The following is a 13223-nucleotide window of genomic DNA, read 5'->3' on the forward strand; positions in this document are numbered from 1 at the left end:
TCTCTCCTCATTCCTGGACGCGTACGACGGCCTTGAGGCTGCCCGGCGCCCGGTCTGCGTTCAGTGCTTGCTCCGCTTCGGCGAGCGGAAATCTTCCGGTGACCATCGAATCGAGATCGACCCGCCCGGACCGCGCCAGCGCGATCGCCGTCGGCCAGGTGTTGGCGTAGCGGAACACCCCGGTCAGCACCAACTCTCGATTCTGGATGGTCTGGACGGGCAGGGTCATCTCGGCGGCGCCCATGCCCACCAGCACGACTGTTCCCGCGGGCCGGACCGCCCGGATGCCGGCCTGGACCGCGCTCGGGGCGCCGGAGGCGTCGACGAACGCGTCCACGTCCAGTCCCGCGACATCCTGCTCGCGCGGGTCGAGTACCGCGGTGGCGCCGAATTTCGTTGCCACGTCGCGTCGCCGCGGATCGAGATCCGAGACGATGACCTCGGTGGCACCGAACGCGAGGGCGGTCTGCGCCGTCGCGATGCCGATCGGTCCCGCGCCCGCGATCAGCACCCGGGAACCCGCCGTCACGCCGGCCTTGCGGGTGGTGGCAATGGCCACGGACAGCGGTTCGCACAGCGCGGCCGCGTCCTCGGACATCTCGTCCGGAATCGGATGGGCGAACGCCGAGCCGATGGTCACGTACTCGGCCAGCGCCCCGTCGATCGGCGGGGTGGCATAGAACTGCATGTGCGGGCACAGGTTGTAGAGACCGCGCCGGGATTCGTCGGTGTCCGGGTCGGGGCGCTGCGGTTCGATGGAGACTCGCTGCCCGATGCGTGTCGCCGGGACACCGGGCCCGACACCCACCACGGTGCCCGACGCCTCGTGTCCCAGCACGATCGGCTGATCGACCACGAACTCGCCGATCCGGCCCTCGCGGTAGTAGTGGGCGTCCGATCCGCAGACGCCGACCGAGGCCACGCGGATCAGGACGTCACCGGGGCCGGGAGTGGGCACGCGGCGTTCTCGGATCTCGATCGCGCCCGGCTCGACGAGCACGCTGGCACGCATCGTCCTGGGGATATCCGAAGGGAGTGTTGTGTGGGTCACACTTCGATGCTAGCGTATTGAGCAGATGAACGCATAGTGATCATTTGCTCACGGCTTCTCGAGGCTCCGAAGACACACTCGACGGGCTCGGGATCATGGCGAGGAGAACCAGTGACGTCCCCCAACTCGACGGCCCCGACGCCGTCTCCCATCGCGGCACCGCCGCCGTCCACGACGGAGGATCTGCGCCTCGCGTTGCGCGCTGCAACGCTGTACTACCTCGACGGAATGACCCAGGCCGAGGTCGCCACGCGCCTCGGTGTCTCCCGCCCGACGGCGGGCCGGCTGGTGGCGCGAGCCCGCGCCCAGGGCCTGGTGCGCATCGAGGTCCAGGCACCCGCGCATCTGCGTGACGCGCTGCGCTCGGACGAGGAGCGCGCGCTCGAGGAGAAGTACGGTCTCGTCGAGGCGGTGGTGGTCGCCGACTCCGTCGACGCCGCCGGCGCGATCGACGACCACAACAGTTTCGCCGGTGTCGGGCGCGCCGCCGCATCCCTGCTGGTGCGACGGATCCGGGAAGGCGACACCCTCGGATTCACGTGGGGGCCCGAAACGGTCGCCGTCGCGCAGGGGTTGCCGTCCGGGGCGGCCACGTGCGCATCCGTCGTCCAACTCGACGGCTCGGTGAGTGCGATCAATTATCAGACGGGAACGGAGTACGTCCTCGGCAGATGCGCGGAGCAGCTGCAGGCCAACACCGTTCGGCTTCCCGTTCCCCTGTACGCGGACGCGTCGACCGTGGTATCCATGCGGGGCGACTCCGTCATCTCCAAGGCGCTCGAGGCCGGGCGGACCGCGGAGATGATGATGTTCGGCACGGGCGCCGTGTCCACGTCGACCACCCTGTTCGAAGGCAGCTTCATCGACACGGACATGCTGTCCGTGCTCACCGGCCTCGGCGCGGTCGGCGAAGTCGGTGGACGCTTCTACCGGCTCGACGGAACCGAGGTTTACGGCCCACTGGACGAACGGGCCATGTCCGTTCCGCTCGACGACATCCGCGCGTGCGGGGGATCGATCCTCGTCACCGGTGGCGTCGCCAAACACCAAGCGGCACTGGGTGCCCTCCACGGCGGACTGGCCAAGATGCTGGTCTGCGACATCGAATGCGCGCGTTGGCTGCTCGATCAGTAGCACCACGCAAGAGAGGTGAAGATCGGTGAAGAAACACAGGAAACCGGCGACGATGCTGGTAGCCGGCGCGGGGGCGCTCTGCCTCACGCTCAGTGGATGCGCGGGCGCCGGATCGCTGGGCGCGTCGGACCAGACCATCACCATCGCGATGGTCTCCAACTCGCAGATGCAGGATGCCCAGAAGCTCGCCTCGCAGTTCGAGGAGGAGAATCCCGACATCGACCTGAAGTTCGTCACGCTGTCGGAGAACCAGGCGCGCGCGAAGATCACGGCATCCACCGCGACCGGCGGCGGGGAGTTCGACGTCGTGATGATCAGCAACTACGAGACGCCGCAGTGGGCGCAGTACGGCTGGCTGAAGAACCTGTCGGAGTACGCCCAGGCGACGGAGGGTTACGACGAGGCCGACTTCATCCCCACCCTGCGTGAGTCGCTGTCCTACGACGGGAGCATGTACTCGGTGCCGTTCTACGGCGAGTCCTCGTTCCTGATGTACCGCAAGGACCTGTTCGAGCAGGCCGGAATCACCCTGTCGGAGAAGCCGACCTGGACCGAGGTCGCCGCGGCGGCGAAGCAACTCGACTCCGAGGACATGGCCGGCATCTGCCTTCGCGGCAAGCCCGGCTGGGGTGAACTGCTCGCACCCCTCGACACGGTCATCAACACGTTCGGTGGCCGCTGGTTCGACGAGGACTGGAACGCCCAGCTGACCAGCCCCGAGGTGGAACGCGCGGTGCAGTTCTACGTCGACCTGGTGCGCGAGTACGGCGAGCCCGGAGCCGCGACGAGCGGTTTCGGCGAGTGCGCCACGCAGCTCGCTCAGGGGCAGGTGGCGATGTGGTACGACTCGACGTCCGCCGTCTCCACGCTCGAGGATCCGTCGTCGAGCGCCGTCGTCGGCAAGATCGGGTATGCACCCGCGCCCATCGAGGTGAAGGACAACTCCGGCTGGCTCTACAGCTGGGCGCTCGGAATCCCCGAGAGCAGCGAGAACCCCGATGCGGCCTGGAAGTTCATTTCGTGGATGACCGACAAGCAATACATACGCACGGTCGGCGAGGATCTCGGCTGGGAGCGGGTGCCTCCGGGCAGCAGGCTCTCGACCTACGAGATTCCCGAATACAAGGAGGCCTCCGCGGCGTACGGACCGCTGACGCTCGAGGCGATCGAGAACGCGACCCCGGAAGCTCCCACCGTGCAGCCCGTTCCGTACACGGGCGTGCAGTTCCTGGCGATCCCCGAGTTCCAGGATCTCGGAACCCGCGTCAGCCAGCAGATCAGCGCGGCGATCGCAGGCCAGCAGACCGTGCCCGAGGCGCTCGCCCAGGCACAGCAGTACGCCGAGGTGGTCGGCGCGACCTACCGGGAGGAAGACCGATGACAACCATCGCCGAGAAACCCACCGCGGACGGCACCGCCGACCGGGTGCGGGAACTGCGGGAGGCCAAGGACGACAGCGTCTCCCGGGCCGAGGGCTGGCGTCGCCGGGGGCCGCTGCTGCCCGCACTGATCTTCATGATCGTGGTGACGCAGATTCCGTTCCTGTTCACGCTGTACTACTCGACGCAGTCGTGGAACCTGGTGCGGCCCGGTTCCCGCGAGTTCGTCGGGCTGCAGAACTACGTGGACGTGTTCAAGGACAGCCAGTTCCGTGAGGTCGCGGTCAACACCGTGATCCTGATCGTCGGGACAGTGCTGATCTCGGTGGTGCTGGGCCTGCTGCTCGCGCTCCTGCTGGACCGAGCCTTCCTGGGCCGCGGTATCGTGCGTACCCTGCTCATCACGCCGTTCCTGGTGACACCCGTCGCCGGTGCGCTGCTGTGGAAGACGACGATGTTCGACCCGGTGTTCGGCATCGTCAACTTCGTGCTCTCCCCGTTCGGGGTGGGACAGGTCGACTGGGTCAGCAGGTTCCCGCTCGCCGCGGTGATGGTGAACCTGGTGTGGCAGTGGACGCCGTTCATGATGCTGCTGATCCTGGCCGGTCTGCAGTCCATGCCGCGCGACATCCTGGAGGCGGCCCGGGTGGACGGTGCCAAGCCGTTCGCGATGTTCCGCGAACTGACGCTCCCGCACCTGCGCCGGTTCATCGAACTCGGTGCGGTGCTCGGCGCCATCTACCTGATCAACACGTTCGACGCCATCTACATGATGACCCAGGGCGGGCCGGGCACCGCCAGTTCCAACCTGCCCTTCTACATCTACCAGCGCGCATTCCTCGGTTTCGACATCGGGCAGGCCGCCGCGATGGGCGTCATCGTCGTGATCGCGACGATCGTCGTCGCGACCCTGGCACTGCGCCTGATCTTCAAGAGCTTTACCGGTAACGAGGAGGCAGCGTGATGAGTACCGACACTGCGGCGGCCCCGGTGGAGTCCGCTCCCGCCGCCCCGGAGACGAGACGGGCGCGCAAGCACCGCAAGTTCAGCCCGTGGAGTGTGGTCGCGTGGATCGTGGCCCTCGGGTTCTTCTTCCCGGTGGCGTGGATGGTGCTCACCGCGTTCAAGCAGGAGGGCGACGCCTACACGACTCCGCCGAAGCTGTTCTTCACGCCCACACTGGATCAGTTCAAGGCGGTCCTGGACAGCGGAATCGGCACGGCACTGCTGAATTCGGCGTTCGCGACCGCCGTGTCGACGATCATCGTGCTGGTGCTCGGTGTCCCGGCGGCGTTCGCGCTGTCACTGCGGCCGGTCCGCAAGACGAAGGACGCCCTGTTCTTCTTCATCAGCACCAAGATGCTCCCGATCGTCGCCGCGATCATCCCGCTGTACGTGATCGTCAACGACATCGGCCTGCTCGACAACATCTGGGCGCTGATCATCCTGTACACGGCGATGAACCTGCCGATCGCGGTGTGGATGATGCGTTCGTTCTTCCTCGAGGTCCCGGGCGAACTCCTGGAGGCCGCGAGCATGGATGGGGCGAGCCTGTGGACGTCGGTGCGGGAGGTGATCCTTCCACTCGTGTCACCCGGAATCGCGGCCACCGCTCTGATCTGTGTGATCTTCTCGTGGAACGAATTCTTCTTCGCGGTCAACCTCACCGCCGTCCAGGCGCAGACCATCCCGGTGTTCCTCGTCGGATTCATCACCGGTGAGGGCCTGTACTGGGCCCGGCTGTCGGCGGCAGCGACGCTGGCGGCGCTCCCGGTCATCCTGGCCGGCTGGGTCGCGCAGAACAAGCTGGTCCGCGGCCTGTCCTTCGGCGCCATCAAATGATCACCCCGGCAACCACTTCCCCCGACTTCGGTACCCATAAGAGGAGCAATCATGGCTGACATCGCGTACAAGGGCGCATCCTGCATCTACGAGAACGCCGACACGCTGGCGGTCGATACGCTCGACCTCGAGATCGAAGACGGCGAGTTCATCGTCCTCGTCGGACCGTCCGGGTCCGGCAAGAGCACGGCGCTGCGGATGCTCGCCGGCCTCGAGGACATCGACGAGGGCACCATCACCATCAACGGCAAGGACATGGTGGGGGTGCCGTCGAAGGACCGCGACATCGCGATGGTGTTCCAGAACTACGCCCTCTACCCGAACAAGACGGTGGGCGAGAACATGGGCTTCGCGCTGAAGATGCGCGGCGTCGGCGTCGAGGAACGCAAGAAGAAGGTGGCCGAGGCGGCCAAACTCCTCGACCTCACCGATTACCTCGACCGCAAGCCCGGCAAGCTGTCCGGCGGTCAGCGTCAGCGTGTCGCGATGGGACGCGCGATCGTGCGCGAACCGCAGGTGTTCTGCATGGACGAACCGCTGTCCAACCTCGACGCCAAACTCCGCGTCCAGACCCGCACCCAGATCGCGGCACTGCAGCGCCGGCTCGGCACCACCACCGTCTACGTCACCCACGACCAGGTCGAAGCCATGACCATGGGCGACCGGGTTGCGGTCCTCAAGAACGGTAAGCTGCAGCAGTTCTCGGCCCCCACCGAACTGTACGACCGGCCCACCAACGCGTTCGTGGCCGGCTTCATCGGTTCCCCCGCGATGAACCTGATGACCATGCCCATCGTCAGCGACGGCGTGCGGCTCGGAAACTCCACGCTCCCGCTCGAACGCGACCAGCTGTCGACGCTGCACGCGGCCGGCCTGGACACCGTGACGGTCGGCGTGCGCCCCGAGCAGCTGGAACTGTCGACCGGGGAGGGCGGCATCGAGGTGATCGTCGACCTCGTCGAGGAACTGGGAAGTGAATCCTACGTCCACACCCACATTGCCGGGGACGGCACCCAACTCGTCGCCCGGTCACTGACCCGCACCCCTGCCCGGCTCGCCGACACCGTCTCGCTTCGCAAGCGGGACGGCGCGGTGCACCTGTTCCACCCGGAGACGGGGGATCGGATCGGGGACTGACTTCGGGTTACGGATTCGCCGTGCGGGCAGGGAAGTAGGACTCCCGCGCCCGCACGGCGATACGAGCTTCGACCTCGAGGGCTACGACTCGCATCTCGACGCACACCTCGGCACAGGCCAAGATGTAATGGCGTCGTGTGAGGAGGACACATGCAGAACGTGCGAAGTCCGCGGCGTCGTCGGCGTGCCCGACCCCCGCGGCAGCGCCCTTACCGAGTCCGAGCCGGACGTAGGAGGAGTTGTGTTTGTCCCGTTCAGTGTCAACGATTTTCTCGACCGCGCGGCGACCGTGTACGGGGACCGGATCGGGGTGGTCGACGAACCTGACCAACCCGCCCCGTCCCAGGGGTCTCTGACCTACACCGAGATCGCCGACCTGGCCCGCCGCCAGGCCGCCAAACTCGACGAACTCGGCATCGGCGCCGGTGAGCGGGTCGCGATCGTCAGCCACAACTCCAGCCGGTTGATGACCTCGTTCTTCGGCGTCAGCGGTTCGGGCCGGGTGCTGGTCCCGGCCAACTTCCGGCTGCGCCCCGACGAGGTCCGTTACATCGTCGAGGACTCCGGTGCCCGCGTCCTCTACGTCGATCCCGAACTCGAGGACGCGCTCGAGGAGGTCGACTGCGAGCACAAGTTCGTCCTGGGCTCGGACACCGACCTGTACGCCGCTCCCGGGGCGGTGCCGCAGCCGTGGGAGCCGGACGAGTCGGCCATCGCCACCCTCAACTACACCTCCGGGACCACCGCCCGCCCGAAGGGTGTGGAGATCACCCACCGCAACATCTGGGTCAACGCGGTCACGTTCGGGCTGCACGCCGGGATCGGTGACCGGGACGTGTACCTGCACACGCTGCCGATGTTCCATTGCAACGGCTGGGGTCAACCGTTCGCGCTGACCGGCGTCGGCGCCCGGCACATCGTCCTGCGCAAGGTCGACGGCGCCGAGATCCTGAGGCGGGTCCGCGACCACGGGGTCACGCTGCTCTGTGGTGCGCCGGCGGTCGCGTCCGCGGTCCTCGAGGCCGCACAGACTTGGGACGGCGAGATTCCCGGCCGGGACCGGGTGCGGATCATCATGGCCGCTGCGCCGCCGCCCACGACGACCGTCGTGCGGGTCGAGGAAGAGCTTGGCTGGGAGTTCATCCAGATCTACGGTCTCACCGAAACCTCCCCGCTGCTGACCGTCAACCGCACCCGCGCCGAATGGGACGACCTCGACCCGGAGAACCGCGCGGCGAAACTGATCCGGGCCGGCGCCCCGGCACTCGGTGTCCGGCTGCAGATCGAGGAGGCCGAGGAAGGCGCGGGGGAGGTGCTGGCCCGCTCCAACGTCGTGATGGAGGGCTACTGGAACAAACCTGAGGAGACCGAGAAGGCGCTGGCCGGTGGCTGGTTCCACACCGGCGACGGCGGCGCGATCGGCGAGGACGGGTATCTGACCATCGCCGACCGGAAGAAGGACGTGATCATTACGGGCGGCGAGAACGTGTCTTCGATCGAGGTCGAGGACTGCCTGTTCTCCCACCCGGCCGTGTCCGAGGTGGCCGTGATCGCCGTGCCGAGTGAGAAGTGGGGAGAGACGATCAAGGCCCTGGTGGTCCTGCACCCGGACGTGGAGCCTGGCGACAGCACCGAGGCGGAACTGATCGGCTGGTGCAAACAGCACCTCGCCGGGTACAAGGCACCGACCTCGGTGGAGTTCCGGGACGAGCTGGCCCGCACCGCCACCGGGAAACTGCAGAAATTCAAACTGCGCAGCCCGTACTGGGACGGACACGAACGTCAGGTCAACTGACATCGAGTTTTCGGTGTCCACACGCCTCAGGCCGGCCAGTTGGCCAGCACGCGTTGTTTAAGCTCATCCGGGTAACCCTGTTCGAACGAGGAATGAAGGTTGCGGCCCTCTCCGAATGCGGGCAGGAGCAGGTCGTAGACGATCTTCGGGCCCTGTCCGGAGGCGTACTCACGCTCTTCGTAGCACTGCGGTAGCCGAACGATCCGCTGGTCTTCGAATACCGCACGCCGGCCGGTGGGGTGCACACGGGTGGAGATGGCCCACACGACATCCGAGAGGTTCGTCGGGTCGATGTCGTCGTCGACGAGGAAGACCTTGGGGATGAACAGCATCGCGCCGGTCTCGAATAGAACGTCGCCCACGTGTTTCGCGAACTGTTCACTCGAGACGCCCGGTAGCTCGTCACGCCAGTCCGCCGGCACGACTACCAGGAGCCAGTGCACCGCGGCGCCCTCCGGTGCCCAGACCGTCTTCACCGGAAGCCTCGCGGCTCGGAGGTGGGTCAGGGCGTCGGCGGCGATGCCCATGGCCCAGATGGTGTGTGATTCGTCCGCCGGGCGCCCGGCCACCACCAGCGGCCAGATCGGATCGTCGCGGTGCGTGATCGTCTCGACGTGGAACGTGGGCTGCATCGACGAGCCGGTGCCGAGGTATCCGCCGTACTCGCCGTACGGCCCTTCCATGCAGTCTCGGGTGATGGAAACATGGCCCTCGATCACGATCTCCGCGGTGGCGGGAACCTCGAGGTCGATGCTGATCGCCTTGACCAGTTCGACCGTTTCGCCCACGAGCGCGCCGACGTAGTCGACTTCGTTGACTTCGGCGGGCAAGGGAATTCCCGACACACACGAGATTGCCGGTGCCGGCCCTTGAACCAGCGCATAGGGCATCGGCTCGCCCAGCTCGACCCACTCGGCCCACACTTGACCGATGTGCTGGCTCGGCACGACGAGGCCGACCATTCTCCGACCATCGACCTTCATGACACGGGCGATCGACCAATTCACCCACCTGCCGTCGGGCGTCCTCACGATCAGGGTTCCCCAGGTGTTGGCGTAACGTCCGCCATCCTTGCCGTGACCGAACGGGATCGGGAACAGGTCGAGGTTCGCATCCTCGCCGCGGAGAATGTTCTGATGACAGAGCGCCTCGGACGAGTCGACGAGGACGGGCGGCTGGAGCGGGATATCGCGGGCTGCTGCAAGGGCATTGACGATGTCGGGGCCGGTCGATTCGGGAGGCAGGCCCAGTGACAGCGCGACCCGCGCGTACGGCATGTCCGGCCGCGAGGACAGCGCGGCAGGTGCGCCGAGGATCCGAAATCCCGGCGCCGCGCCCTCGATGTTCTCGAACAGTGGTGCACCAGACTTGATTTCACAACTACGCCGGGTGATTGCGCCGGGTTCGAGATCGCCGTCGACCTGCCGGGTGATGTGCATGATGTCGCCGAGATCGTCGAGTGCGGCGATGTAGCTTCTCAGATCACTGAGGTACGTCATGAGGCATTCCTTTGATCGAATGAGTGCGAGCGGCCTTTGTCCCGTTCCACCGCGTGGTGAGGCTGTTGTCCAGGCCGAACTGGTCGAGGACCCTCGAGGCGATGTGATCGACGATGTCTGCCGTCGTCTCGGGGTTGTTGTAGAAGGCGGGCATGGGCGGCAGCATCATGGCGCCGGCGCGGGTCAACGCGAGCATGTTCTCGAGATGAATTGCACTCAAAGGAGATTCGCGGGGAACGAGAACGAGCCGTCGTTGTTCCTTCAGTGAGACGTCGGCCGCCCGGGCGACCAGGCCGTCGCCGTAGCCGCAGCGGATGGCCGCGAGCGTCTTCATGCTGCACGGAGCGACTATCATGCCGTCTACGCGGTAGGAGCCACTCGCAATGGCTGCTGCCTGATCTTGCTCGCTGTATGTCTTCGATGCAAGTGCCATGACGTCGTTAACCGAATAAGGAGTCTCCATGTGGATGGTTGCGCGAGCCCACTTCGTGATCACCAGGTGGGTTTCGACCCCGAGGTCACCGAGTGCTTCGAGAATGCGAATTCCGATTGCGGCGCCGGTCGCGCCGGTCATTCCTACTACAAGCTTCATGCCCACTGCCTTCATTCGGTCCGGCTGAACTCGCAAGGCGCAGTTCGTTTCAGAACAGTTCGAGTACGAACTATAATTACAGCACTATGAGGAGTCAAGGGACGCTATGACCGACAACACCGAATCTGTTCTTTCTGCGCCGCTCTGGCCGCACGGCGATACCGCGCTCATGCACCTGATCCGCCGCGCCGGCCAGCGGTGCACGACCAGTTGGACCTCGACCGTGACCACCGGTCTGTCCGCGGTCCAGTACGCCATTCTGGTTGTGCTCGCTGAAATGAAAACATGTGATCAGCAGACGCTCGGAAGTCGCGCCGGCTTCGACAAGGCGACCGGAACCTACCTGATCGACAAGATGAGCAAGAGCGGTCTGGTCAAGACGCACTTCGATCCGGCCGACCGCCGGCGCAAGCTGGTCTCCCTCACTGCTGCCGGCCGCAAGGCGTTGAATCAGATGATCGACGAAGCTCGGGAAGCTGAAGCGATGGTGACCTCCGGCTTGGAGCCCGGCGACATCGCGGAACTGAAACGTTTGCTGAGCAAGATGACAGGACTGCAGTGATCCGGCAGTCCGGCGGGGTGGTCACGGGGCATGCTCGCCGAAAACTATTCGAGAACAGTCGAATTCACGACATCGAGACCGTAGCACCGGCCTGCCGGTCGGTGCTAGGGTCTCGATGAAAAGCCTTCGCTGGGAAACTCGGCCCGTCAGCCGCGCGCGCGTCGCTCGGTACCGGCCAGCGCATCGCTGCACGCGCGGGGCGTCGTCCCGTACCGCTCGCGGAACTCGTTGATGAAGTGCGACGTGCTTCGGTAACCGACGGCCTTCGAAATCTCCGTGACGTTGCACTCGTTCTCGATCAGTAGCTCACGCGCCTTGTTCAGCCGGATCTCCTTCACGAACTGGTACGGCGATCGTCCGGTCACATCCCGGAACAGGTGCGAGAACGCAGAGGGGCTCATAAACGCACGCTCGGCGAGTTCGCTCACGCTCAGCGGCTCGGCGAGGTGTTCCTGCACGTACGCGATGACCGCGCTGACCGGATTGCTCGCGCTCTCGCTCGCCGCCCTCTCGACCAGCCGGGTGTACTGCTCGGCCTGCAGCGCCCGGTAGACGATCTCCTTCAGGTACGTCGGCGCGAGGACGCGGCGATCGGCTCCGGTGGACAGGGCACGGAGGAAGCGCAGGATCGCGTCCAGCATGTCGCGGTCCAGCGCCGACACGAAGTCGTGGTGCGCCTCGCCTTTCTGCCGTGTGCGGGTGAACGCCGTGGTCTCCCGCTCCAGGAGGATGTCGGACGACACCTGCCGCACCAGATCCGGATCGAGCTGGAGCCCGAACGACAGGAACGGCTTCGCCGGGCTGGCTTCGATGATCTCCGTCAGGAACGGAACATGGTTGCTGATTGCCAGATACGTGAACGGGTCGTAATAGCAGGCGTTCCCGTTCGTCGTGACGCATTTGCGGCCCTGGGCGATCACGCACAAGTGTAGTTCGCGGACCTCTTCCCACTGCGGCTCCGCGGGTGCGTCGAACCGGTAGATGGTCAGCCCGGGCCACAACCCGTCGTTGGTGCCCGGCTCCGGAGCGCGGGACTTGAGTTCGGCGACCAGATCTCCCGAGGTGATTCGGAACTCGAGCGGATTCAGTGCGTTCATCGCAGCCTCCCGTGCGGGGGTAAGTGGCGGATCAACCCGCTCCTCGGATTCACACACTATAACCGCAATTCGCCATTCTTCTTCGGTTGATTTTCACGGATTACCGCAACTCCCATACCCGGACGAGTGACCTGTACCTGCCGGTAACCCACGTGGTCGCGCTTTGTTAGCAGAATCCTGCGGTTCGATTGCGGATTCCAGCGCGACTCTCCGCTGAGGCTGTTCCTGCGCCCCTCGGGGGCTCTCTAATGGGCCGAGGGAACACCCTCAGCGAACAACCGAGACGAGAAACGAGGCACATCCGACATGACTAGCGCCCTCATCGCCGTCACCGGCGTCGACTACTGGACGCTCGCGGACGGCACCACACACCCCTGCGGCTACTGGCCGGAGGAACTCAGTACGCCGTACCAGGTCTTCGTGGACGCAGGCATCGACATCACGATCGCCACGCCGGGCGGTGTCACACCCACTGCCGACCAGGTCGGGTTCGCTCCCGAATACAACGGAGGCAGTGCCGAAGAAGGGCAGCGCATCAAGGCGCACCTGGAGTCGATCGCGGCCCTGCGTTCGCCCGAGGTGCTCGAAGACGTCGACGCGGCGTCGTTCGATTTCGTCTTCGTGCCCGGGGGACACGGTCCGATGGAGGATCTCGCGGTTTCCGAGTCGTTCGGTGCGCTGCTGCGTCAGTTTTTCGATGCCGGCAAGCCGGTGGCCGCGGTATGCCACGGCCCGGCCGCGTTGCTGCCCGCGCGGGATGACAACGGCGAGTGGCTCTTCGCGGGCCGCAAGGTCACGGGGTTCAGCAACGAGGAGGAGCATCAGGTGGGCTTCGCGCCGCGTGCGAAGTGGCTCCTCGAAGACCGCCTGAAGAGCTCGGGAGGTGTCTATTCCTCCGCGCCGGATGCGTGGACCGGGTTCGTCGTCGTAGACGGCAATCTGTACACCGGTCAGAATCCTGCCTCGTCGGAGGGAATTGCACGCCGACTGGTTCTCGACGTCGTGGAGCGTCGCCAGGCGGTCGACGCCGGCGCCCGGTAACCCGGGAAACAGCAGGTCGCAGAGGGAGTCGGAGGGCATGTTCGGGCTCCCCCTTGGTCTTTCGCAACCACATGTCACACCGAATCATCGATCC

The 13223-nt window shown here is 65.7% G+C and carries 12 protein-coding genes; 8 read left to right on the forward strand and 4 right to left on the reverse strand.

Annotated features, from left to right (window positions below; translation table 11 throughout):
- Positions 1 to 7 precede the first annotated feature (7 nt).
- Positions 8 to 1012 (reverse strand): NAD(P)-dependent alcohol dehydrogenase, encoded by a 1005-nt coding sequence (locus tag P3H15_RS25525; RefSeq protein ID WP_276139789.1) that lies wholly within the window; start codon positions 1010 to 1012, stop codon positions 8 to 10.
- A gap of 150 nt (positions 1013 to 1162) precedes the next feature.
- On the opposite strand from P3H15_RS25525, the gene P3H15_RS25530 reads away from it, so the two are divergent.
- The 6 genes from P3H15_RS25530 (at position 1163) to P3H15_RS25555 (ending at position 8338) form a co-directional block, all read left to right on the forward strand.
- Positions 1163 to 2185 (forward strand): sugar-binding transcriptional regulator, encoded by a 1023-nt coding sequence (locus tag P3H15_RS25530; RefSeq protein ID WP_276139790.1) that lies wholly within the window; start codon positions 1163 to 1165, stop codon positions 2183 to 2185.
- Positions 2186 to 2237: 52 nt separating this feature from the next.
- Positions 2238 to 3566, forward strand: coding sequence for a sugar ABC transporter substrate-binding protein (locus P3H15_RS25535; protein ID WP_276139822.1), 1329 nt, complete (start codon positions 2238 to 2240; stop codon positions 3564 to 3566).
- Positions 3563 to 4528, forward strand: a complete 966-nt coding sequence (locus P3H15_RS25540) for a carbohydrate ABC transporter permease (RefSeq protein ID WP_276139791.1) — start codon at positions 3563 to 3565, stop codon at positions 4526 to 4528. The genes P3H15_RS25535 and P3H15_RS25540 overlap by 4 nt, the downstream gene beginning before the upstream one ends.
- Complete coding sequence (locus P3H15_RS25545) at positions 4528 to 5406, forward strand: carbohydrate ABC transporter permease (RefSeq protein WP_276139792.1); 879 nt, start codon at positions 4528 to 4530, stop codon at positions 5404 to 5406. Before P3H15_RS25540 ends, P3H15_RS25545 begins: the two co-directional genes overlap by 1 nt.
- Before the next feature lie 51 nt (positions 5407 to 5457).
- Positions 5458 to 6543, forward strand: coding sequence for an ABC transporter ATP-binding protein (locus P3H15_RS25550; protein WP_276139793.1), 1086 nt, complete (start codon positions 5458 to 5460; stop codon positions 6541 to 6543).
- 241 nt (positions 6544 to 6784) lie between these two features.
- Positions 6785 to 8338 (forward strand): AMP-binding protein, encoded by a 1554-nt coding sequence (locus P3H15_RS25555; RefSeq protein WP_276139794.1) that lies wholly within the window; start codon positions 6785 to 6787, stop codon positions 8336 to 8338.
- 26 nt (positions 8339 to 8364) lie between these two features.
- Here P3H15_RS25555 and P3H15_RS25560 read toward each other — a convergent pair whose 3' ends face one another.
- Both P3H15_RS25560 and P3H15_RS25565 read right to left on the reverse strand, forming a co-directional pair.
- A complete protein-coding gene (locus tag P3H15_RS25560) occupies positions 8365 to 9837 on the reverse strand; it encodes a UbiD family decarboxylase (RefSeq protein WP_276139795.1) in 1473 nt (490 codons plus the stop codon).
- Positions 9821 to 10429, reverse strand: coding sequence for a UbiX family flavin prenyltransferase (locus tag P3H15_RS25565; protein ID WP_276139796.1), 609 nt, complete (start codon positions 10427 to 10429; stop codon positions 9821 to 9823). Before P3H15_RS25565 ends, P3H15_RS25560 begins: the two co-directional genes overlap by 17 nt.
- A 106-nt stretch (positions 10430 to 10535) precedes the next feature.
- Between P3H15_RS25565 and P3H15_RS25570 the strand changes: the two genes are divergently transcribed.
- A complete protein-coding gene (locus tag P3H15_RS25570) occupies positions 10536 to 10991 on the forward strand; it encodes a MarR family winged helix-turn-helix transcriptional regulator (RefSeq protein WP_276139797.1) in 456 nt (151 codons plus the stop codon).
- A 146-nt stretch (positions 10992 to 11137) separates the two neighbouring features.
- Here the strand turns inward: P3H15_RS25570 and P3H15_RS25575 are convergent, their stop codons facing one another.
- Positions 11138 to 12088, reverse strand: coding sequence for an AraC family transcriptional regulator (locus tag P3H15_RS25575; RefSeq protein ID WP_276139798.1), 951 nt, complete (start codon positions 12086 to 12088; stop codon positions 11138 to 11140).
- Between the two features lie 306 nt (positions 12089 to 12394).
- On the opposite strand from P3H15_RS25575, the gene P3H15_RS25580 reads away from it, so the two are divergent.
- Entirely contained in the window at positions 12395 to 13129 is a 735-nt protein-coding gene (locus P3H15_RS25580) for a type 1 glutamine amidotransferase domain-containing protein (protein ID WP_276139799.1), read from the forward strand.
- The last annotated feature ends 94 nt before the right edge of the window (positions 13130 to 13223 follow it).

It is taken from the genome of Rhodococcus sp. T2V (assembly GCF_029269925.1).
In the GTDB taxonomy this organism is placed as follows: Bacteria; Actinomycetota; Actinomycetes; order Mycobacteriales; family Mycobacteriaceae; genus Rhodococcus_F; species Rhodococcus_F koreensis.